Source organism: Streptomyces thermospinosisporus (genome assembly GCF_039526425.1).
Taxonomy (GTDB): Bacteria; Actinomycetota; Actinomycetes; order Streptomycetales; family Streptomycetaceae; genus Streptomyces; species Streptomyces thermocarboxydovorans.
This window is the reverse complement of the sequence record NZ_BAAAIZ010000095.1, coordinates 7,317-29,195: the sequence shown is the minus strand read 5'-3', so window position 1 is coordinate 29,195 and position 21,879 is coordinate 7,317. Positions and strand designations below refer to the sequence as shown.

The 21,879-nt window shown below is 73.4% G+C and carries 20 protein-coding genes and 1 pseudogene; 8 read left to right on the top strand and 13 right to left on the bottom strand.

Features of this window, described 5'->3' with window-relative positions:
• Nucleotides 1-284: 284 nt before the first annotated feature.
• A complete protein-coding gene (locus tag ABD207_RS26430; protein ID WP_344015673.1) occupies nt 285-1,232 on the top strand; it encodes an enoyl-CoA hydratase/isomerase family protein in 948 nt (315 codons plus the stop codon).
• 52 nt (nt 1,233-1,284) lie between these two features.
• Complete coding sequence (locus tag ABD207_RS26425) at nt 1,285-1,893, top strand: flavin reductase family protein (RefSeq protein WP_344015672.1); 609 nt, start codon at nt 1,285-1,287, stop codon at nt 1,891-1,893.
• 59 nt (nt 1,894-1,952) lie between these two features.
• Here ABD207_RS26425 and ABD207_RS26420 read toward each other — a convergent pair whose 3' ends face one another.
• Complete coding sequence (locus ABD207_RS26420) at nt 1,953-3,305, bottom strand: MFS transporter (protein ID WP_344015670.1); 1,353 nt, start codon at nt 3,303-3,305, stop codon at nt 1,953-1,955.
• A gap of 38 nt (nt 3,306-3,343) precedes the next feature.
• Here ABD207_RS26420 and ABD207_RS26415 point away from each other — a divergent pair, with 38 nt between their 5' ends.
• Nucleotides 3,344-4,447 carry a GlxA family transcriptional regulator gene (locus tag ABD207_RS26415; RefSeq protein WP_344015669.1) on the top strand — a complete coding sequence of 368 codons (1,104 nt, stop codon included), beginning with the start codon at nt 3,344-3,346 and terminating at the stop codon, nt 4,445-4,447.
• Here the strand turns inward: ABD207_RS26415 and ABD207_RS26410 are convergent.
• Genes ABD207_RS26410 through ABD207_RS26400 form a run of 3 tightly spaced genes read right to left on the bottom strand, consistent with a single transcriptional unit; the run spans nt 4,369 to nt 7,461 of the window.
• The gene (locus ABD207_RS26410; RefSeq protein WP_344015668.1) at nt 4,369-5,418 is read right to left on the bottom strand and encodes a Zn-dependent alcohol dehydrogenase; all 1,050 of its coding nucleotides are present in this window, start codon (nt 5,416-5,418) and stop codon (nt 4,369-4,371) included. The genes ABD207_RS26415 and ABD207_RS26410 overlap by 79 nt on opposite strands.
• A complete protein-coding gene (locus tag ABD207_RS26405; protein ID WP_344015666.1) occupies nt 5,415-6,584 on the bottom strand; it encodes an acyl-CoA dehydrogenase family protein in 1,170 nt (389 codons plus the stop codon). The genes ABD207_RS26410 and ABD207_RS26405 overlap by 4 nt, the downstream gene beginning before the upstream one ends.
• Before the next feature lies 1 nt (nt 6,585).
• Nucleotides 6,586-7,461 carry an SDR family NAD(P)-dependent oxidoreductase gene (locus tag ABD207_RS26400; protein ID WP_344015665.1) on the bottom strand — a complete coding sequence of 292 codons (876 nt, stop codon included), beginning with the start codon at nt 7,459-7,461 and terminating at the stop codon, nt 6,586-6,588.
• A 108-nt stretch (nt 7,462-7,569) separates the two neighbouring features.
• Here ABD207_RS26400 and ABD207_RS26395 point away from each other — a divergent pair, with 108 nt between their 5' ends.
• Nucleotides 7,570-8,496, top strand: coding sequence for a cyclase family protein (locus ABD207_RS26395; protein ID WP_344015664.1), 927 nt, complete (start codon nt 7,570-7,572; stop codon nt 8,494-8,496).
• 464 nt (nt 8,497-8,960) lie between these two features.
• Here ABD207_RS26395 and ABD207_RS26390 read toward each other — a convergent pair whose 3' ends face one another.
• From ABD207_RS26390 to ABD207_RS26375, 4 genes are all read right to left on the bottom strand, one after another.
• Nucleotides 8,961-9,422 (bottom strand): ATP-binding protein, encoded by a 462-nt coding sequence (locus ABD207_RS26390; RefSeq protein WP_344015688.1) that lies wholly within the window; start codon nt 9,420-9,422, stop codon nt 8,961-8,963.
• A 453-nt stretch (nt 9,423-9,875) separates the two neighbouring features.
• On the bottom strand, nt 9,876-10,757 hold the full coding sequence (locus ABD207_RS26385; protein ID WP_344015663.1) for an acyl-CoA dehydrogenase family protein: 882 nt from the start codon (nt 10,755-10,757) through the stop codon (nt 9,876-9,878).
• Between the two features lie 4 nt (nt 10,758-10,761).
• Complete coding sequence (locus ABD207_RS26380; protein WP_344015661.1) at nt 10,762-11,895, bottom strand: acyl-CoA dehydrogenase family protein; 1,134 nt, start codon at nt 11,893-11,895, stop codon at nt 10,762-10,764.
• A gap of 8 nt (nt 11,896-11,903) precedes the next feature.
• Nucleotides 11,904-13,097, bottom strand: coding sequence for an amidohydrolase family protein (locus tag ABD207_RS26375; RefSeq protein WP_344015660.1), 1,194 nt, complete (start codon nt 13,095-13,097; stop codon nt 11,904-11,906).
• Between the two features lie 86 nt (nt 13,098-13,183).
• On the opposite strand from ABD207_RS26375, the gene ABD207_RS26370 reads away from it, so the two are divergent.
• Nucleotides 13,184-14,722, top strand: a complete 1,539-nt coding sequence (locus tag ABD207_RS26370) for a class I adenylate-forming enzyme family protein (RefSeq protein WP_344015659.1) — start codon at nt 13,184-13,186, stop codon at nt 14,720-14,722.
• Here ABD207_RS26370 and ABD207_RS26365 read toward each other — a convergent pair.
• Complete coding sequence (locus ABD207_RS26365) at nt 14,701-15,213, bottom strand: EF-hand domain-containing protein (RefSeq protein WP_344015658.1); 513 nt, start codon at nt 15,211-15,213, stop codon at nt 14,701-14,703. The genes ABD207_RS26370 and ABD207_RS26365 overlap by 22 nt on opposite strands.
• Before the next feature lie 241 nt (nt 15,214-15,454).
• Nucleotides 15,455-15,835 carry an STAS domain-containing protein gene (locus tag ABD207_RS26360; protein WP_167996171.1) on the bottom strand — a complete coding sequence of 127 codons (381 nt, stop codon included), beginning with the start codon at nt 15,833-15,835 and terminating at the stop codon, nt 15,455-15,457.
• A gap of 369 nt (nt 15,836-16,204) precedes the next feature.
• Here ABD207_RS26360 and ABD207_RS26355 point away from each other — a divergent pair, with 369 nt between their 5' ends.
• Nucleotides 16,205-16,804 (top strand): sigma-70 family RNA polymerase sigma factor, encoded by a 600-nt coding sequence (locus tag ABD207_RS26355; protein ID WP_344015657.1) that lies wholly within the window; start codon nt 16,205-16,207, stop codon nt 16,802-16,804.
• Nucleotides 16,801-18,051 carry a maleylpyruvate isomerase N-terminal domain-containing protein gene (locus ABD207_RS26350; protein WP_344015656.1) on the top strand — a complete coding sequence of 417 codons (1,251 nt, stop codon included), beginning with the start codon at nt 16,801-16,803 and terminating at the stop codon, nt 18,049-18,051. The genes ABD207_RS26355 and ABD207_RS26350 overlap by 4 nt, the downstream gene beginning before the upstream one ends.
• A gap of 183 nt (nt 18,052-18,234) precedes the next feature.
• On the opposite strand, the gene purU is transcribed toward ABD207_RS26350, so the two are convergent.
• Nucleotides 18,235-19,125, bottom strand: coding sequence for a formyltetrahydrofolate deformylase (purU, locus tag ABD207_RS26345; RefSeq protein ID WP_344015655.1), 891 nt, complete (start codon nt 19,123-19,125; stop codon nt 18,235-18,237).
• Nucleotides 19,126-19,171: 46 nt separating this feature from the next.
• Nucleotides 19,172-19,618, bottom strand: a complete 447-nt coding sequence (locus tag ABD207_RS26340; RefSeq protein ID WP_167996266.1) for an SCO4402 family protein — start codon at nt 19,616-19,618, stop codon at nt 19,172-19,174.
• Nucleotides 19,619-19,790: 172 nt separating this feature from the next.
• On the opposite strand from ABD207_RS26340, the gene ABD207_RS26335 reads away from it, so the two are divergent.
• Entirely contained in the window at nt 19,791-21,101 is a 1,311-nt protein-coding gene (locus tag ABD207_RS26335) for an ABC transporter substrate-binding protein (protein ID WP_344015654.1), read from the top strand.
• Between the two features lie 55 nt (nt 21,102-21,156).
• Here ABD207_RS26335 and ABD207_RS26330 read toward each other — a convergent pair.
• A pseudogene (locus ABD207_RS26330) lies at nt 21,157-21,879 on the bottom strand (hypothetical protein); the annotation flags it as partial.

The following is a 21,879-nucleotide window of genomic DNA, read 5'->3' as shown; positions in this document are numbered from 1 at the left end:
ACAGACCGTCTGCCGGTGACGCACTCGCCGGCTGCCGGTGACGCCACTGTCCGTCTGCCGGTGACGCACTCGCCGGCTGCCGGTGACGCCACTGACCGTCTGCCGGTGACGCGCTCGCCGTGTGCCGGTGACGCACTCGCCGGCTGCCGGTGACGCACTCGCCGGCTGCCGGTGACGCCACAGACCGTCTGCCGGTGACGCACTCGCCGGCTGCCGGTGACGCCACTGTCCGTGCCCGCCGATCCCGCCAACGCCCGCCCGCACACCCGGTGAAGGACCTCCCCATGCCCGACTCCCCCCGTCCGCCGACGACATCCGACGCCGCGCACTCCGCCGACGCCGGCGAAACCGTCGATCCCGGCGAACCCACCGGTCCCGCTGATCCCGCCAACTCGGCTGATGTCGCCAACTCCGCTGATCCCGCCGGCCCCGCCGATCCCGTCGATTCATGGATCCGGCACGTCACCCACAACCAGGTCACCCACATCACCCTCGACCGCCCCGAGGCCCTCAACGCCCTCACGCCCGGCCTGCGCGAACGCCTCGTCGGGCTGCTGGACGGCGCCTCCGCCGACCCGCAGGTGCGGGCCGTGGTCCTCACCGGCACGGGCCGCGGCTTCTGTGCCGGGGCCGATCTGCGCGGCGGCCGGACGCCGGCCGGCCCGCCCGCGCCCGGTGACGTGGCCCGCACCCTGCGGCAGGGCGCCCAGCGGCTGATCGCCGCGGTGCTGGACTGCGAGAAGCCGGTGATCGCCGCCGTCAACGGCACTGCGGCCGGTCTTGGCGCCCATCTGGCCTTCGCCTGCGACCTGGTGCTCGCCGCCCGCTCGGCACGCTTCATCGAGGTCTTCGTCCGCCGCGGCCTGGTCCCCGACGCCGGCGGCGCCTACCTCCTCCCGCGCCTGATCGGCCCGCAGCGCGCCAAGGAGCTGATGTTCTTCGGCGAAACCCTCACCGCGGCCGGCGCGGAACGCCTGGGCCTGGTCAACCGGGTGGTCCCCGACGAGGACCTGGGCGCCACCGCCCGCGCCTGGGCCGCCCGCCTGGCCGCGGCGCCCACCCGCGCCCTCGCCCTCACCAAGCAGCTGGTCAACGCCTCGCTCGACACCGACCGTGCCGCGGCCTTCGCCGCCGAGGCGAACGCCCAGGAGCTCAACCTGGCGGCCGAGGACGCCCGGGAGGGCCTGACCGCCTTCGCCGCCCGCAGAGAACCCGAGTTCAGGGGCCGCTGACCTGGCCGCCGACTTCCCATCTGATGGTCCGTCAGGTCTAATGGATGGCGTGATGGGACATGCGGGGATGGCCGCCGCGGCGGTCCGCTATCTCAGGTCGGCCGACCGTGCGCCGGACCCGGTGGAGGCGCTGCCGCGCCCCGAGCTGCGCTGCGTCCGGGAGGACGAGCGGCCCCCGGTCCCGCAGGACGAGTTCCGCCGGGTGCTCGGCTGCTTCGCCACCGGGGTGACGGTGGTGACCGCCGACGACGAAGGGACCCCGGTGGGCTTCGCCTGCCAGTCCTTCACCTCGCTCTCCCTGGAGCCGCCCCTGGTCGCGTTCATGGTGGGGCGCACCTCCACCACCTGGCCGCGCATCGCCCGCGCGGGCGCGTTCTGCGTGAACGTCCTGGCCGCGCACCAGGGGCCGCTGTGCCGGGCCTTCGCGGTCAGCGGCGCCGACAAGTTCGCGGGCGTGGCCCACGACCCGTCCCCGGTCTCCGGCTCGCCTCGTCTGGCGGAGACGCTCGCCTGGATCGACTGCACCGTGCACGCCGTGCACACCGGCGGCGACCATCTCGTCGTCGTCGGCCGGGTGGACGCCCTGGGGGCGCCGGGCGCGGACCGGCCGCCGCTGCTGTTCCACCGGGGCCGGTTCGGGCGGATGAGCGACGGCGGCTGACCCGGATCCGGCCCGCCCGGCCCGGCCAGGCCAGGCCACCGAGTGATGCACAGGTCGCCTCACCGGGCGACGGACACCGGCACCTCCGCCGTTCCCCGCCGGATCACCAGGGCCATCAACGCGGCCGCCGCGCACAGCGCGCCCGAGGCGTACCAGACGACGTCGTAGGTGCCGAAGACGTCGCGGGCGACCCCGCCGAGGAAGGCGACGAGGGCGGCGCCGACCTGGTGGGAGGCGAGGACCCAGCCGAAGACGATGGCGCTGTCCTCGCCGTAGTGCTCGCGGCACAGGGCGAGGGTGGGCGGCACGGTGGCGACCCAGTCGAGGCCGTAGAAGACGATGAACAGGACCATCGGCGGGTGGACGCCGGGCGCCAGCAGCAGCGGCAGGAAGAGCAGCGACAGGCCGCGCAGGGCGTAGTAGACGGCGAGCAGCCGGCGGGCCTCGAAGCGGTCGGTGAACCAGCCGGAGGCCACGGTGCCGACGACGTCGAAGACGCCGATGACGGCGAGCAGGGAGGCGGCGGCCTGCACGGGCATGTGGGCATCGTGCGCGGCCGGCACGAAGTGGGTCTGGATCAGGCCGTTGGTGGAGGCGCCGCAGATCGCGAAGGTGCCGGCGAGCAGCCAGAACGGGCCGGTGCGGGCGGCCGAGGCCAGCACCTTGAGCGCCCGCCGGGCGGCACCGGGCACGGGCGCGGGCTTGGGCACGAACTCGGCGGCCCCGTAGGGCTTGAGACCCACGTCGGCCGGGTGGTCGTGCAGCAGGAGCCAGACGAAGGGCACCACCGCGAGCGCGGCGAGTGCCACGGTGACGGCGGCGGGCCGCCAGTCGTAGGCCTCGACGATCCAGGCCACCAGCGGCAGGAAGATCAGCTGCCCCGAGGCGGACGCGGCGGTGAGGATGCCGCTGACCAGGCCCCGGCGCTCGGTGAACCAGCGGTTGGTGACGGTGGCGGCGAAGGCCAGCGCCATGGACCCGGTGCCGAGGCCCACCAGCAGCCCCCAGCACAGCAGGAGTTGCCAGGCCGCCGTCATCCACACCGTCAGGCCCGAGCCGGCGGCGATCACCATCAGGGCGACGGCGACGACCCGCCGGATGCCGAAGCGGTCCATCAGCGCGGCCGCGAAGGGCGCGGTCAGCCCGTACAGCGCCAGGTTGACCGAGACGGCGGCGCCGATGGTGCCGCGGGACCAGCCGAACTCGGTGTGCAGGGGGTCGGTGAACAGTCCCGGTACCGCGCGGAAGGCCGCCGCGCCGATGATCGTCACGAAGGTGACGGCGGCGACGAACCAGGCGCGATGGATCCGCGGGCGGGTGCGCCGGGTGCCGGTCCCGGGCCCGGCGGCGGGTGTCTCGGTGGTCGTTGTCTGGGTCACGCCACAGAGCGTGCCGGTCGCCGATCTCCGCATCGAGTGGCCCGAAGGACACCATTCGTTAGGATCGGGCCATGCAGCCGCACCGTGTAGTCGTCCTGGCCCTCGACGGGCTGCTCCCCTTCGAGCTGGGCATCCCGCACCGCATCTTCGGCCGCCCGCGGGACGGTCAGGGGCGCCCGCTGTACGAGGTGGTCACCTGCTCCGTCCGGCCGCCGGGGCCGGTGGAGACGGACGCCGACTTCACCCTGCACGTCCCGCACGGCCCGGAGGCCCTGGCCACCGCCGACACGGTGATCATCCCCGCCTCCTACGAGCTGGGCCCGGTGTACGAGCGGGGCGAACTGACCGGCGAACTGGCCGCGGCCCTCGCCCTGATCAGGCCCGGCACCCGGCTCGCCTCCATCTGCACCGGCGTCTACGTCCTCGCCGCCGCCGGCCTGCTCGACGGGCGTCCGGCGACCACCCACTGGGCCGACGCCGAGCGCTTCCAGCGGCTCTTCCCGCGCATCAAGGTCGACCCGGACGTGCTGTTCATCGACGACGGCGACATCCTCACCTCGGCGGGCGTCGCCGCCGGCATCGACCTGTGCCTGCACATGGTGCGCAGCGACCACGGAGCCGCCGTGGCCAACGACGTGGCCCGCCGGACGGTGGTGCCGCCGCACCGCGACGGCGGACAGGCGCAGTACATCCAGCGCCCGGTGCCCGATCCGCAGCAGGCGTCCACGACCGCCGCCCGCGCCTGGGCCCTCGGCCGGCTGCACGAGCCGATCCAGCTGCGCGACATGGCCGCGCGGGAGTCGATGTCGGTCCGCACCTTCACCCGCCGCTTCCGCGAGGAGGTCGGCGTCAGCCCCGGGCAGTGGCTGACCCAGCAGCGGGTGGAGCGCGCCCGGCATCTGCTGGAGACCACCGACCTGTCCGTGGACCAGGTGGCCCGCGACGCCGGGTTCGGCACCGCCCAGTCGATGCGCCAGCACCTCCAGGCGGCCCTGGGCGTGACCCCGACCGCCTACCGGCGCACCTTCCGCGCCAACGGCAACGCCACCGCCCCCGCCGACGGCAGCAGCAACGGCAACGGCAGGACTGAGACCGTTCAGAAGGTCAGCACCGCGCGGGCGACCCGGCCCGCCTCCGCGTCCGCGCAGGCCTTGGCGAAGTCCTCCACCGGATAGGTGCGGGTGACCAGTTCGTCGAGGAGCAGCCGCCCGTGCCGGTACAGCTCGGCGTAGCGGGCGATGTCCCGCTGCGGCCGGGAGGAGCCGTAACGGCAGCCGAGGATCGACTTGTCCAGGTACATCGAGCCGACCTGGAAGGACGCCTCCGCACCGGCCGGCGGGACGCCGAGCAGCACCGCCTGCCCGCCCCGGTCGAGCAGCTCCACGGCCTGCCGGACCAGCTCCGGCCGGCCCGCGCACTCGAAGGCGTGGTCGGCCCCGGTGGGCAGGACCTCCCGCACGCCCCCGGTGGAGGTGAGGAAGTGGGTGGCGCCGAAGCGGCGGGCGGCCTCCTCCTTGGCGGGGTTGGCGTCGACGGCCACGATCCGCAGGGCTCCCGCGAGCCGCGCCCCCTGGATCACATTGAGGCCGACCCCGCCCGCCCCGATCACCAGCACGCTGTCCCCGTGCTCCACCCGCGCCCGGTTCAGCACGGCCCCCACCCCGGTCAGCACCGCGCACCCGAGGAGCGCCGCCGAGGTCCAGGGCACGTCGTCCGCCACCCGTACGGCCTGCACCGCCCGCACCACCGTCCGTTCCGCGAAGGCGGAGGTGGCGGCGAACTGGTGCACCGCGGCGCCCCGGTGGGTGAAGGGCCGCTGCGGGCGGCCGAACGCCCGCCGGCACAGGGTGGGGCGGCCCCGCGCACAGTCGGCGCACGTCCCGCAGTTGGCCAGGGTGGACAGCGCCACATGGTCACCGGGCGCGACATGGGTGACACCCTCGCCGACGGCCTCGACCACTCCGGCGCCCTCGTGCCCGAGCACCACCGGCACGGGGAACGGGATGGTCCCGTCCACCACCGACAGATCGCTGTGGCACACCCCGGCCGCCGCGAGCGCCACCCGCACCTCCCCGGGGCCGGGGTCGCGCACCTGGAGTCCGTCCACCACCTCGGCCGACTTGCCGTCGAAGAGCACGCCTCTCATGCCGCATCTCCCTTGGGTTCCCGGGGCAGACCGAGCACCCGCTCGGCGATGATGGTGCGCTGGATCTGGTCGGAGCCGCCGTAGATGGTGTCGGCGCGGGAGAAGAGGAAGAGGTGCTGGTCGGCGTCCACGGCGTACGGCTCCGCGACCGACCACTCGGCCGGACCGGCCGCCGCCGCGGCACCCCGCACCCGCACCGCCAGCTCTCCCAGCCGCTGATGCCAGCCGCCCCACAGCAGCTTGGCCACGCTGGGCGCCCCCGCCGCGGTCCTGGCGTCGCCCGGACTGCCGAGGGTGCGCAGCGCGTTCCAGCGCATCACCCGCAGCTCCGCCCACAGCCTGACCAGTTCGTCGCGTACGACCGGATCGTCGGCGGCCCCGGTGTGCCGGGCGGTGCGCAGCACGCGGGCGAACTCCTCGGCGAAGCCGATCTGCTGGGCCAGCGTGGACACTCCCCGCTCGAAGCCGAGCAGGCTCATCGCGACCCGCCAGCCGTTGCCCTCGCCGCCCACCACATGCTCGGCGCGGGCGTACGCCCCGTCGAAGAACACCTCGTTGAAGTCGCTGGTCCCGGTGATCTGCCGGATGGGCCGCACCTCGATCCGCCCCGGCTGGTCCATGGGGACGAGCAGGAAGCTGAGCCCGTGATGCCGGCGGGAGCCCGCCTCGCTGCGGGCCAGCACGAAGCACCAGTCGGCCTCGTGGGCGAGCGAGGTCCAGATCTTCTGCCCGGTGATGCGGTAGCGGACCCCGTCGCGTTCGGCCCTGGTGCGCACCCCGGCGAGGTCGGAACCGGCGCCGGGCTCGCTGTAGCCCTGGCACCAGAGTTCGTCACCGGCGGCGACGGGCGGCAGGAAGCGGGCCTTCTGCCCTTCGGTCCCGTGCGCGATCAGGGTGGGGGCGAGCAGCTTCTCCCCGATGTGCCCGCACCGGGGAGGTGCCCCGGAGCGCAGGTACTCCTCGGCCCACACCACCTGCTGGGTGAGCGTGGCGGTGCGGTTGCCGTATCCGTCCTCGGGCCAGCCGAGCCCGATCCAGCCGGCCCGGCCCAGGGTCCTCTCCCAGGCACGCCGGTCCTGTCCGGCGCCGGCCTGCACATGCTCGCTCAGCCAGGTGCGTGCCTGTGCCCGGAACGTCTCGTCCCCGGCGGCGGTCCCGAAGTCCATCTCAGGCCCCCGGCCCCTTCAGCAGCGGCATGGGATCGACGCCCACCGTGCCCGGCAGCACCTCGGCGATCCGACCCGGCGTCCAGGAACCGCCCTCGGCGTAGGCGGCGCGGACCTCCCTGGGCTGCGCCCACAGCGCGATCTTCGCGCCGGCCACCGTGTACACCTGCCCGGTGATGCCCTCCGCCTTCGCGGCGTCGGACAGCAGGTAGACCACCAGCGCGGCGACGTCCTCCGGCTCCCCGATGTCGCGGAGCTCGGCGGGGACCCGCACCGACATGCGGGTGCGCGCCACGGGCGCCACCGCGTTGGCGGTGACCCCGTACCGGTGCAGGCCGAGCGCGGCGCTGCGCACCAGGGAGACGACTCCTCCCTTGGCCGCGCTGTAGTTGGCCTGGGTCACCGACCCCTGATGGGCGCCGGAGGTGAAGCCGATGAGGGTGCCGGACCGCTGCTGCCGCATCACCGCCGAGGCGGCGCGGAACACCGTGAACGTGCCCTTCAGATGGGTCGCCAGGACCGAGTCCCACTCCTCCTCGGTCATGTTGAACAGCATCCGCTCCCGCAGGATCCCGGCCCCGCACACGACCCCGTCGAGCCGCCCCCACTGGGCGAGGGCCACCTCGACGACCCGCTGCCCGCCCGCCATCGTGGAGATGTCGTCGGCGACGGCGACCGCCTCCCCGCCGGCCGCGGTGATCTCCTTGACCACCGCCTCGGCGACCTCGCTCGCCGGAGCGGATCCGTCGACGGCCACCCCGTAGTCGTTGACCACGACCCGCGCTCCCTCGCCGGCCGCGGCGAGCGCGGCGGCACGGCCGATGCCCCGCCCCGCGCCGGTGACGGCGACGACCTTGCCCGACAGGAAGTTCCCCACGCCGGTCCCCTTCCCGATCCACGGTTTCTGACGGACCGTTAGATCTGCGTACCCGACTATTACGACCCGTCAGACGGCCGAGCACAACCCCCGGGAGGGACCGGAGCCATGCCGCTGCCCACCGCCTTCCACGACATCGCCGCCCGCGTGAACAACTGGGGCCGCTGGGGGCCGGACGACGAGCTCGGCACGCTGAACCTGATCACGGACGAGGTGGTCCGCGCGGCGGCGGCCTGCGTCCGCACCGGCCTCCGGATCCCGCTGGCGCTGCCGCTGCGGCGGCAGATGGTGCAGACCGGGGCGATCCCCGGCCGGATCGACCCGCTGCACGTGATGGTGCAGGTCAACCAGGAGCTGTTCGGGCCGGGCACGGTGGCGTGCAACGACGACGCGGTGACCATGGGGCTGCAGGCGGGCACCCACTGGGACGCGCTGGCCCATGTCTCCCGCTCCGGGCTGCTCTACAACGGCCGCCCGGCCGGCACGGTCACCGCGCACGACGGTGCCGCCTTCGCCGGGATCGGCACCGTGCGGCATCTGGTCTCGCGCGGGGTGCTGCTCGACGTCGCCCGGGCGCATGGCACGGACCGGCTGGAGGGCGGGCACGCGGTCACCCCGGAGGACCTGGAGGCGGCCGAGGAGCTGGCGGGGACGCGGGTGCGGGCCGGTGACATCGTGCTGGTGCGGACCGGGCAGATCCGGCTGTGCCTGGACGGGGACCGGCAGGGCTACGCACACCCCTCGCCGGGGCTGTCGATCCGCACCCCGGAGTGGTTCCACGCACGGGACGTCGCGGCGGTGGCCGGCGACACCCTCACCTTCGAGATCTTCCCGCCCGAGATACCCGGACTGTGGCTGCCGGTGCATGCCCTGCACCTGGTGGAGATGGGCATGCCGCAGGGGCAGAACTGGGATCTCGAAAAGTTGTCCACAGCCTGTGGAGAAACCGGCCGCTATGCGTTCCTGCTGTCGGCGACACCGGAACCCTTCACCGGCGGGACGGGCGCCCCCGTCGCGCCCGTCGCCGTCCTCTGAGCCGACCCCCCTCTGAACCGACCCACTCCGAGCCGCCTCCCCCTCGGTGCGGCGGCGCGGCGCTGTCCGCCCCGAGCACGGCAGCGCCGCCCGCTCCCTGATGCCGGCGCTCCCGCCCCGGTCCCCGTCGGCCCTGAGGGACCCGCGCCGGACAACGACCCACACTCGCCGAGGACTCCCGTCGAAGCCCTCGCCGTCCCCTCGCGGCGAATCGCTTCGACCAGCGTGATCAGTCGGACACGCCGCGTCAATGACGCGAACCGGGTGATCGCCGGGGAGGGGCATATGCCCAGCTCAGACCGCACCGCGCACGGAAGCACGCCCGGCGCACCACCTCATGACGAATCCCGGGCCGCCCGGCCGCCCGTGCCACCGTGCACCGGTCGGCACGCCCGGCCGCACGGGTCACCCCCACGTGCGCCCGCTGTTCAACGGCCCCGTACGGAAGCCGGCTTCCGCAGGGCTCAGACCGCCTCGTACGCGAGCCCGTCGTAGGCCGGTGTCCGGCCGGTGCAGGCCGGGGTGGCGGGTCCCGGTTCGGGGCAGCGGTCGAGTTCGCACCAGATGCGCTTGCCGGTGCCCTCGCAGCTCCAGCCCCAGCGGTCGGCGAGGCCGTCGACGAGGGCGAGTCCGCGTCCGCCGGTCGCCTCGCCGTCCACCCAGCGCGGGACCGGCGCCTGGGCGCTGCGGTCGGCCACCTCCAGGCGGACGGTGGCGGTTTCGGCCGCGGTGCCCGGCAGGGACAGGCGCAGCACGGCCGGACAGCCGGTGTGCACCACGGCGTTGGTGACGAGTTCCGAGACCAGCAGGATCAGGGTCTCGGCGAGGGACTCGTCGGCCCCTATCCCGGACCCGGCCAGACGTGAGCGGGCCCACCGCCGGGCCCGTCCCACCTCAGCGGGGTCGGGCCGGATCTCCAGCTGCACTTGAAGCACCTGCACCGCTCACACCATCCGAACCGGCGGACACTTGGACTCGCGCCTCACGAGGGCCACGATCGTAGCCATTTTCTGCATGGCCAGAACAACGGCCGGGTCAGGGGTCACGCAACGTGAATCCCTGTTGGGACAGCATGGTTGACGTACAGTCACGCCAACAAGCGCTTCGGGCATATTCCAGCGCGAAGGAGTACCCGTACGGCATACTGTGCGACGCTCGCCGCGAGGAGTCGAACAGGCGGCAACCGTCGGCCGGAGCGCGCGATCGGCGCTCACATCCACTCGCATCTCACACAAGGTACCGGAGCGGAGGGCCGACTCCGGGCCGTGACGAGACGCCCCGAGGACACAACCCGGTCTCAACGCTCCGTGATCAAGCAATGCCACGATCCGTGACATCTGCCGGGCGCCCTCGGGCAAGCACCGCAGGCGGCGCCCGTTTCAGCCGTCCCGGGCGAGCAGATCTTCGGCGAGCCGTTCCTCACTCTCCGTCACTCCGCCCGCACGACGGGTGCGTACCCAGGCCCGCTTGAGGTGCAGATGCACGTCCGACTCCCAGGTGAAGCCCATGCCGCCGTGCACCTGGAGGCAGTCGCGGGCGCCGCGCACGGCGGCCTCGTCGGCGAGCAGCCGGGCGGCGGCGATGTCGGCCGGGTCGGCGGTGACGGCGGCGGCGTAGACGGCGGCGCGCGCCGTCTCGGCCCGCACATGGATGTCCGCGCACAGATGGGCGACCGCCTGGAAGGCGCCGATGGGCCGTCCGAACTGCTGACGGGTCCGGGCGTGTTGCGCGGCCAGTTCGCACACCCGGGTGGCGGTGCCGAGCTGTTCGGCGGCGGTGAGCAGCACCGCCACGGGACCGGCGGGCCCCGGCCGCGCGGCTGAGGCCCGGTGCAGGGGGGTGAGGGGGTCCACGGAGTCGAGCTTCACGGCCCCGGCGGGGTCGCCGAGGACCACGTCCGCCTCCGCCAGCCACTCCACCAGCGGCCCGTCGACGGCGGTGACGACCCGCTCGCCGGTGGCCGCGCCGGGCACCGTGCCGGCCGCCAGGTGGGTGGCCACCAGCGGTCCGGGCAGCAGGGCGCGGCCCGCCTCCTCGAAGGCCAGCACCGCCTCGGGCAGCCCCAGTCCGACGCCGCCGTCCTGCTCCGGCAGCCGCAGCGCGAAGAACCCGGCCTCGCCCAGCGTCCGCCACAGCTCCCGGTCGAGCCGCCCCGGCCGGTCCGCGGCCGCCCGCAGCGCCGTCCGGCCGAACCGCCGCTCCAGCAGGGTCCGTACGCCGTCCTTGAGCGCCTTCTGGTCGTCGGTGAGGCGGAAGCGCACCGGTTCACCGTCCCTTCGGCAGGCCGAGGATCCGCTCGGCGACGATGCTCCGCTGGATCTGCGAGGTGCCGGCCGCGATGGAGTACGACAGGGAGTTCAGCCGCTCCCGGGTCCACGGCTGTGCGGCGTCCAGCGCGTCCGGGCCGAGGACGTCCGCCGCGGCGTCGAACAGCTCCTGGCGGGCGTGCGAGTAGGCCAGCTTGAACACCGAGCCGCCGACCCCGGGCACCGCGTCCGGTCCCTCGGCCGCGCTCACGTTCCACTGGACCAGCCGCCACAGCGCCCGGAACTCCGCCTCCAGCCCGCCCAGCCGGCGCCGCAGCACGGGGTCGTCCCAGCGGCCGTTCTTCCGGGCCCGGGCGGCCAGTTCGGTCAGCACCCGGCGGCAGGCCACCACCTCGCCGGCGAAGGCGGTGCCGCGCTCGAAGGACAGGGTGACCTGGGTGACCCGCCAGCCGTCGTTCTCGGCGCCGACCCGGCAGGACACCGGCACGCGCACCTCGTCGAGGAACACCTCGGCGAACTCGGCCGACCCGGCGAGGGTCGTCAGGGGCCGCACGGTCACACCGGGGGTGTCCATCGGCATCGCCAGCCAGGTGATGCCCCGGTGCCTGGGCGCCTCGGGGTCCGTGCGGACCAGCAGTTCGCACCAGTCGGCGACCTCGGCGTGCGAGGTCCAGATCTTGGAGCCGTGCACCACGTAGTGGTCGCCGTCGCGCCGGGCGCGGGTGCGCAGCGCCGCGAGGTCGGACCCGGCCTCCGGTTCGCTGAAGCCCTGGCACCACACCTCCTCGCCACGCAGGATCGGCGGCAGCCAGCGTTCCTTCTGCTCGGGGGTGCCCTCGGCGGCGATGGTGGGTCCGGCGTGCAGCAGTCCGACGAAGTCGGCGCCGACGTACGGGGCTCCGGCCCGTTCGGTCTCCTCCAGGAAGATCAGCCGCAGCGTCGGGGAGGCGTCCCAGTGGACCGTGGCGTACCCGGCGTCGTACAGCCTGCGCTGCCAGCCGAGGTCGTAGGCGCGCCGGGCGGGCCAGTCGCCGGGGGGCGGCTGCGGCGGCAGCGTGGGCAGCACCTCCGCGAGCCAGGTGCGCAACCGGGCGCGGAAGTCCTCCTCCTCGGGGGTGTACGTCAGGTCCATGGCCCGGCCTACACGAGGTCCAGGCCGAGCATCCGGATGGCGTTGCCGCGCATCAGCTTGTGGACCGTCTCCTCGTCGAGGCCCTTCACATGGTCGAGGGCGACCTCCTTGGTGTGCGGGAAGGTCGAGTCGACGTGCGGGTAGTCGGTCTCGAAGGTGGCGTTGTCCCGGCCGACCACGTCCAGGGACGCGATGCCGTGCTTGTCGCGGAAGAAGCAGCAGTAGATCTGGCGGTAGTAGTACGTCGACGGGGGTTCGGGGATCGTGTCGCGGACGCCGCCCCAGGCTCGGTGCTCCTCCCAGACGTCGTCGGCGCGCTCCAGGGCGTAGGGGATCCATCCCATCTGGCCCTCGCTGTAGGCGAGGGTGAGCCGGGGGAAGCGCACCAGGACGCCGCTGAAGAGGAAGTCCATCATCGAGGCCATCGCGTTGTTGAAGGACAGCGAGGCCTGCACGGCGGGCGGGGCGTCCGGGGAGGCGGCGGGCATCTGGGAGCTGGACCCGATGTGCATGGTGACGACCGTGCCGGTGTCCTGGCAGGCGGCGAAGAACGGGTCCCAGTGGCCGGAGTGGATCGAGGGCAGCCCGAGGTGGGTGGGGATCTCGGAGAAGGTCACCGCCCGCACCCCGCGGGCGGCGTTGCGCTCGATCTCGGCGACCGCCAGCTGCACGTCCCACAGCGGTATCAGGCACAGCGGGATGAGCCGGCCGCCGCTGTCCCCGCACCACTCCTCCACCATCCAGTCGTTGTAGGCACGCACGCAGGCCAGGGCGACCTCCTTGTCGTGCGCCTCGGCGAAGGTCTGCCCGCAGAAGCGGGGGAAGGTGGGGAAGCACAGGGACGCCTCGACATGGTTGAGGTCCATGTCCTTCAGGCGTTCGGCCGGGTCCCAGCAGCCGGGCCGCATCTGGTCGCGGGTGATGCCCTCCAGGGTCATCTCGTCGCGGTCGAAGCCGACGGCCGCGATGTTGCGCTTGTACGGGAACTGCAGGTCCTCGTAGATCCACCAGTCGGTGGGCGGGCCGTCCGGGTCCATGGTGATCCGGTACTTGCCGCCGACGTAGGCGAGTTCCCCGATGCCGGCGGTCAGCGGCCTGGGCCCGCGGTCGCGGTACTTGGCGGGCAGCCACCGCTCGAAGAGGTGGGCGGGCTCGATCACATGGTCGTCGACGCTGATGATGCGGGGCAGTTCCGTGGTCATGGGTCCCCTCCGCCGGACGGTATGTATCTGATGGAGCGTCAGATAGCATCCCACCTGACGGACCGTCAGCCAAGCAGGGGGCAGCCATGAACGACACCCCGGAGTCCTTGAGTTCCGCGCGCACACTGTGGGAGCTGCTCGACCGGCGCGCCCGCCTCACCCCCGGCCGACCGCTGTTCCTGCAGGGCGGGCGCGCGATCACCTGCGCCGGCTTCCGCGACCGGGCCGAACGGGTCGCGGCGGGCCTGCACGCCCTGGGGGTGCGGGCCGGCACGGTGGTCGCCTGGCAGCTGCCCACCCGCATCGAGACGGCCCTGCTGTCCTTCGCACTGGCCCGCCTGGGCGCCGTTCAGTCCCCGCTCATCCCTCATCTGCGGGACCGCGAGGCCGGCTTCGCGCTGCGCGAGTCGGGCGCGGAGTACGTGGCCGTGCCGGGCGTGTGGCGGGGCCACGACCACACGGAGATGGTGCGGCGGCTCGGCGCCAAGGGCGTCTTCGAGGCGTACCACGACCTGCCCGAGGGTGACCCCTCCGTGCTGCCCGAGCCGCCCGCCGACGGCACCGCGGTGCGCTGGATCTACTGGACCTCGGGCACCACCTCGGCACCCAAGGGCGTGCTGCACACCGACCGTTCCCTGATCGCCGGCGGCTCCTGCCTGGCCCACGCCCTGCGGCCCACCCCCGCCGACGTCGGTTCCATCGCCTTCCCCTACGCCCACATCGGCGGCCCCGACTACACGGTGATGCTGCTGCTGTACGGCTTCCCCGCCCTGCTGCTCGAGCAGTTCGCGCTGCCTCAGTCGCTGGCCGAGTACCGGGCGCACGGGGTCACCGTCGCGGGCGGATCGACCGCGTTCTACTCGATGTTCCTGGCCGAGCAGCGCAAGCGGCCCGGCACCCCGGTGGTGCCGACGCTGCGGCTGCTGGCGGGCGGCGGGGCGCCCAAGCCGCCGGAGCTGTACTACGCGGTGACCCGGGAGATGGGGGTGCGGCTGCTGCACGGCTATGGCATGACCGAGGTCCCGATGATCACCATGGGCTCGCCGGACGACACCGACGAGCAGCTGGCGACGACGGAGGGCAGGCCGCCCGCGGGCACGGAGATACGGGTCGTCGACGGGGAGATACGGCTGCGCGGCGAGGCGGTGTGCCGGGGCTGTCTGGACCCCGCGCAGACGGCGGAGGCCTTCGACGAGGAGGGCTTCCTGCGCACCGGCGACCTCGGACACCTCACCGGCAGCGGGCATCTCGTCCTCACCGGGCGGCTGAAGGACGTGATCATCCGCAAGGGCGAGAACATCTCGGCCCGGGAGATCGAGGACCTGCTGCACCGGCATCCGGCGGTCGGGGACGTCGCGGTGATCGGCCTGCCGGACGCCGAGCGGGGCGAGCTGGTGTGCGCGGTGGTGGAGCGGGCGCCGGGCATCGAGCCGCCGTCGCTGGAAGAGCTGGTGACCTTCCTGCGCGCGGAAGGGCTGTCCGTGCACAAGCTGCCGGAGCGGCTGGAGGTGGCGGACGCCCTTCCGCGCGGCCGGACGCTGCGCAAGGTGCTCAAGTACGAGCTGCGCGAGCGCTACGGCGGTACGACTGCGGGGCGGTGCGGCTACTCGGGGACGGTGAAGTAGCGGGCGAAGGCCGGGACGATCTCGTCCTCGACGACCTTGCCGTCGCCGTCGGCGTCCAGGGCGGCGGCGGCCGTGCGGGCGGTCTCCTCGGCGACGCCGAGGACCTTCAGGACCCGGGCCGCCTCCTCGACGGTGGCCGCCCCGTCACCGTCGGTGTCGGCGACGGCGAGGGCGGCGCTCAGGAAGGGGCGGGCGATCTCGGCGAACCGGTCCGGGTTGTCGCGCAGCCGCTTGACCGCGCCGTTGACGAACTCCTCGCGGGTGATGCGCTGGTCACCGTCGCGGTCCGCGATGCCCGCCATGCCCTGCCAGAACGCCTCGGCCCCGATGTACAGGGCCTGGCCCTTGTCGGACCGGGCGGCGGTGCCGAACTCCGCGAGCAATGCCTTGGCCGCTCGGCTGAAGTCCTCGCGGTCGATGTAGCCGTTGCCGTCCTGGTCGAAGGTGGCGAACCGGGCTGCGATCCTGCGCTCGTACTCGCTGGTGACCATGTCTTCTTCAGGCCGCCTTAGGTCGGGGAACGTCTCGCTCGGAGCGTACGTGAGCGGCGGGGAGCCGGGGGGCCCGGCATCGGGGTTGTGCCAGGAACGGGAGCATTCCGCGACATCCGTGCACGGACGGGCACGGAGGCGGTGCTGTTCGTGTCCGGAGGTCGGTTTCCGGTCGGGTTTCGGGAGACTTCTGCGGTCTCGTGAGCCTTCTGGGTACTCGAGTGAAGGGTGCCGGGCCGGGTCAGGCCGACAGCGGGCGGGAGTCGTCCGACACCGCGGACGGCACATCGGGGTGTATGTCGAACAGGCGGCGGACCCCGAGCGCGCCGAGCACCTTGTTGACATGGCTGCCGTCGGCCGCGCCCCGGGCGGGCAGGATCAGCCGCAGGCTGCCCTGGCAGGAGCGCAGCAGCCGGCGGGCGGCGATCAGCACGCCGACCCCGCTGGAGTCGCAGAACCACACCTCGGACAGATCGAGGACGAGGCGGTGTCTGCCGTCGGCCACGGCGTCGTGCACCCGCTGGCGCAGCACAGGGGACGTCACCAGGTCCAGCTCGCCCGACACCCGGAGGACGGCCCACTCGCCCTGCTCCATGTCGGTCACTTTGAAACTCACCACCACGCCCCTCGCTGTCGGAACCGGAAGCAGTACCTACGCTTCCTTGCTGCGCGGCTGCCCACCGGCCGTTCCCTGAAACCCGGGCGAGGAAACGGTAACCGAACAGAAAAGGCTTGTTTCAGTCGACTTCGAACCGATTCGATCGGTTCCGATCGGCGCTTGCCCGGGTAGGCGTCGCACGGACGACCGCCGGCCTGTGCGACGGAGCCCCTTACCATCCCCGGCCCGCCAGGGGGCGCACCTTGCCACAAGGGGGCGTGAACTGTCGCACATGCCGACTACATTCGTTCAGACTGCGGGCACAGGCTGAATCCGGGCGGCGCGGCACCGGAAGGCACGGTGCCGGGGGAGGAACTGGGGGTGAGGAGCCACATGGCGACCAGGGACGTATCACCCGTACCGCCTCGCTGGGACCGCAAGATGCAGCAGCGGCTGGCCCGCGGGGAGGCGGCCGCCCTGGGCGAGCTCTACGACCGGTACGCCTCCCTGGTGCACGGCCTCGCCCACCGCGTCCTCGGCGACGAACGGGCCGCCGACGCCATCACCCGCGACGTCTTCGCCCACGTCTGGGAGCACCCCTGCACCTACGACCCCAAGCAGGGTTCGCTGCGCAGCTGGGTGGCGGCGCTCACCCGCCGGCTGGCCGTCCAGCGCCTGCGCGCCACCGAGACCGCGGCACTCGCCCGCGGCGGCCCCGGCAGCACCGAGGACCTGGAGCGCAAGGTGCGCCGCGCCTCGGTGGCCGCCCGCGCCGACTACATCGTCCACTCCATGCCGGCCCCGCTGCGCGCCGCACTGGAATCGGCCTACTTCAAGCGCCGCGACTACCGCCAGACCGCCGCCGACCTGGGCGTCACCGAGGACGAGGCGCGCCGCCGCCTCCGGCTCGGCCTCCAGCTGCTTGCCACCGCCCAGGACGCCGCCGCACCCGGCTCCCGGGGCGCCCCGCCCGAGATCGGGGGTGCGGCGTGACGGAGGACCCCTTCGAGCCGTACGACGGCTCCGGTCACCCGGCCCGGGTGCCGCTCCCCCGCGACTCCGTGGAGGACACCGGCGCCCCGCTGCCCGCACCGGCCACCGCGGGCCAGGGCACCGTGCAGCCCCTGGCGCTCGAGCATCCGGTGCTGAAGTCGCTGCTGGGCGCCTGGGCGCTGGCCGCCTGCGCCCCGGAGGAGGCCGCCGCCGTCGAGGAGCACCTCGGCGAGTGCGGGACCTGCGCCGACGAGGCGCTGCGGCTGCGCGAGGCGGTCGCCCTGCTCCAGCGCCCGGAGAGCCTCGACCTGGACCCCGCGCTGCGCACCCGCGTCCTGGAGTCCTGCCTGGAACGCCGCCCGCCGCGCATCCCCGTCCCCGAGTGGGCCGCCGCCTACGACGCCGAGACCGCGCGCCTGGACGCGCTGCTGCAGGACTTCGGCGACGCGGAGTGGCACGCCCCGGTGCGGCTGCGCTGGTACGAGGCCGACGAGGCGGTCAGCCGCCGGACCACCGTCGCCGGGGTCATCGCCCATCTGATGACCGTGGACGGCCTGGTCGCCGTCGCCCTCGGCCTGGACGACCCGCTCGGCGAGGTCACCGCCGAGCGGCCCACCCCGTCGGCGCGCACCGAGGCGTACTGGCGGGCCGCCCACTTCCCGCCCACCCGCTCCGTACGGGCGCCCTGGCGTGAGCAGACCCACAACCTGGTGCGCACGGTGTCCTTCACCGGCGGCCAGGACGCCCGCGGCGGCATGCCCGTGCAGTACGGCGACTTCGGGCTGCCGCTGCACGACGCGATGCTGGACCGCGCCTTCGAGTGCTGGGTGCACGCGGAGGACATCGCCGACGCGGTGGACTACCCGTACGATCCGCCCTCCGGCCGGCATCTGCACCACATGGTCGATCTGGCGGCACGGCTGCTGCCGTCCGTACTGCAGGCCCGGCGGCGGTCCGGTCTCGCGGCGCCCGCGGAGCGCCGGCTGGTGGCCGCCGGGGAGCCCGGGCGCAGCCTGCGGCTGGAGATCGAGGGCTCGGGCGGCGGCGAGTGGCTGATCCCGCTGGACTCCCCCGCGGCGAAGGGCTCCGCCGAGCACGAGGTGGCGCATGTCGCGCTGGACGGGGCGGAGTTCTGCCGCCTGGCTGCGGGCCACGTGCCTCCGCTGGAAGCGGCGGCGGGTCAGGTGGGTGACCGTGAGGCCATCAGGGACGTGTTGCTGGCTGCGGCGAGTTTGAGCCGGATGTAGCGGTTTGCAGGGGCTGGTTGCGGTTTCGCCGGCGGTGCGGGTGCGCCGGGGCCGTTCGCGCAGTTCCCCGCGCCCCTTGAGCCACGTGCAGTGGACCTACCTCAAAGGGGCGCGGGGAACTGCGCGACCAGCCACAGACAACCTGCGGCCGCCCGGTCACAACCAGCCCCGGGCTACTGGGCGCTAGGCGAAAACGACCGTCCGCCGGCCGTTGAGCAGAATCCTCCGCTCCGCATGCCACTTCACGGCCCGCGCCAGCGCCTGGCACTCCACATCACGCCCCACCGCCACCAACTGCTCCGGCGTGAGCTCGTGCCCGACCCGCTCGACCTCCTGCTCGATGATCGGGCCCTCGTCGAGATCCGCGGTCACATAGTGCGCCGTCGCCCCGATCAGCTTCACACCCCGCGCATGCGCCTGGTGATACGGCTTCGCGCCCTTGAAGCTCGGCAGGAACGAGTGGTGGATGTTGATGATCCGCCCCGACAGCTGCTTGCACAGGTCGTCGGAGAGCACCTGCATGTACCGGGCGAGGACGACCAGCTCGACCTGCTCCTCCCGCACGATCTCCAGCAGCCGCGCCTCCGCCTCCGGCTTGGTCTCCTTGGTGACCGGAATGTGGTGGAACGGGATGTTGTACGAGGCCACCAGCTCGGCGAAGTCCGGGTGATTGGAGACCACTCCGGCGATCTCCACCGGCAGCGCACCGATCCGCGCCCGGAACAGCAGGTCGTTCAGGCAGTGCCCGAACTTGCTGACCATGATCAGAATGCGCATCTTCTCGTCGGCGCGGTTGATCTGCCAGTCCATCTGGAAGGAGTCACCGATCGCCGCGAAGCTCGCCCGCAGCTTGTCCACCGTCACCGGCGGCTCCGCCGAGAAGTGGACCCGCATGAAGAACAGCCCGGTGTCGTGGTCGCCGAACTGCTGGCTGTCCTCGATGTTGCAGCCGGTCATGAACAGGTAGCTCGACACGGCGTGCACGATGCCCTGCTTGTCGGGGCAGGACAGGGTGAGGACGTACTGGTCGGCCTGGCCGGTCCGGGCCGCTGCTCGGGTGGGCTGCTCGTTCATGGGAAAAGGTTCCCACACCCGCACAGGCGCCCGGAGAACCGTCCCGTCACGCGGAACGGGTCATGATCCGCAGCACCTCGAGGGTGCGCGGCGGCGCGTCCGGGTCCTCCCCGTCGCTGGTGGCCATCCGCACATGGGCGTCCCGCGCGGCCCGTACCGCCTCGGGCCAGCCGGGGTGCTCCAGGTAGGCGGTGACCGGTGCGTCCGGGCCGACCTGGTGCATGATCCGCAGCACCCGCAGCACGGCGGTGTCGACCAGCGCCGCCTCCTGGGAGTCGCGGAAGATCGTGCCGACGTACTTCTCGGCGGACCAGTTGTCCAGCCAGGTGTCCTCGACCAGCCGGTACACGGCGTCGGTGACGTCACCGTAGCCGTCCACGCCGGCCAGCCAGACGTCCCGCTGGAACACCGGGTCGGAGAGCATGTGCAGCGCGGAGCGCACATGGCTGCGCCAGCGCCACCACGGCATGTCGTTGAGTGGCATGCCGCCCATGGTGGAGGAGCGACGGCCGCGACGGGAAGAGTTCTCCGTACCTTGCACGGTCGTCGATCGTACGTTTCGCCCCACAAGCACCTCGCGGGGGCCCCGCAATTCACCTTTCGGTAACCGTCCGTCGACCGTGGGTCACCTTCGGGTTGGCCGTCTGACGGAATCGTGTGCGCCCATGACCGGCAGGCGACGCAACGGCAGCAGCTTCCTCTCCCGTCTCCTCCCCCGGCCCGGCCGCGGCCGTGCCCTGGCCGCGGGTGCCCTGGCGGCGTGCGTGCCGCTGATCACCGGCTGCGGGATCGTCCCCGGTGCCACACAGGGCGCCGGGGACGGCCCGGTCACGGTGATGACCTGGGCGCCGGAGAACACCGGCGCGAACGACAAGCCCGGGATGCCCGCCCTGGCCCGCGCCTACGGCCGCTGGGTCAACGCCCGGGGCGGCATCGGCGGCCGCGAGCTGCGGGTGCTGACCTGCAACGAGCGGAACGACAGCGTCACCGTGGCCCGCTGCGCCCGGCGCGCGGTGGAGGAGGGAGCGGTCGCCGTCGTCGGCTCCTACAGCCAGCACACCGACTCCTTCCTGAACACCCTGGAGAGCGCCGGCATCCCCTACATCGGCGGCTACGGCCTCACCAACGACGAGTTCACCAGCCCCCTGTCCTACCCGGTCAACGGCGGGCAGCCGGCGCTGCTGGCCGGCCTCGGGCGGGCCCTGGCGGACCGCTGCGGGCCGGTCGCCCTGGTCCGGCCGGACACCATCGCGGGCGACCAGCTGCCGCCGCTGCTCGACTCGGGCCTGGCCGCAGGCGGTCACGGGCGGGCCGGCGACCAGCGGGCCGCGGAGGACGCCACCGCCTACGACGACCACGTCCGGCAGGCCCTTCGGCGGGCCACCGCAGGCCCGGGGCGGCCCGGCTGTGTGGTCCCGGCCCTTGGCGACCGCACGCCCACCTTCATGGACTCCTTCCGCCGGGCCCGCGCGGACTTCCCCGAGGTGCGCACCGCGACCGTGCTGGGCAGCGTCGACCAGACCACGATCAACGCCTCCGGCGGGGCGTCGGGCCCCTACGAGGGTGCGTACGTCACCGGCTGGTACCCGCAGACGAGCGACGAACGCTGGGACGCGATGAAGGAGGTGGTCGAGCGGGAGGCGTTCGGCGACACCCGGATCGACCTGGCGGACGCCGGGGTGCAGACCACCTGGATCGCCTACACCGTCCTGCACCGGGTGGTCGAGACGCTCGGCGGCGGGGAGGTGAGCGCCGACGCCGTCACCGACGCGCTGGACGGCGGGCTCAAGGTGAGCACCGGCGGCCTCACCCCCACCCTGCGGTGGAAGCCGAGGCAGGAGCTGGCCGCCGCGGGCTTCCCGCGCATGGTCAACGCCGAGGTGACCCAGCAGGTGGTCAGGGACGGGCGGCTGGTCGCGGTCGGCAAGGGCTTCACCGACACCACCGGGACCCTTCAGGCGGCCGACCTGCTGTGAGGGCGAGGCCGGCCGCTCAGGACGGATCCGGGGAGGGAAGGGCGGGAGGGAAACGTCACAGCTGGGTCGGCTGGCGCTCGGTCAGGCCGTACTCGCGCGCCACCGCGTTCCACAGCTGGGAGGCCTTGCCCTTCTGCGCGCTCGCCACCCCGCTGGCCCGGTTCCCGGCCTGGGTCTGGGGGGTGGAGCGCGCCTGGCCCTTCTTGCACATCTTGCGCTGCTTCTTGGCGACCTCGTCGGCCCACGCGGCGTAGTGGTTGTCGGCGGACGCCGAAGCCTGCCACGCCTTGGTGAGCGCGGCGGTCAGCTCGGTGTGCCGGGGCAGCTTGTCCACGGACAGCTCACGAAGATCCGTGACCAGCTGGCTGCGCTGCCTGGCCGCGTCCCGCAGATTCCTGGACGCCTCCGGCAGATTGCGGCACGCCTTCACATCGGCCACCGACTTGATCACGGTGGAGCGGCTGTCCCCGCTGGTGGCGAGCAGCTTGTCCAGCGCCACGGCCTGCTCGCGGGCCGGGTCGGCGGACGGCGAGGGGGAGGCCGACTCGCTGGCGGGTGCGGTGGCGGACACCGTCTGTCTCTTGTCGCCGCCGTCGTCCCCGCCGTCCTCGGCGAGCAGGGCGCCCGCGCCGATGCCGACGGCGGCGATCACCACGCCGACCGCGGCGAGCACCGGCACCCGCGAGCGGGGGCCGACCCCGCGTCCGCCGCGTCCGCCGACGCCGGCGGACCGGGGCGGCAGGGGTTCGTCGATACGCGGGAGCTGCTGGGTCGCCCC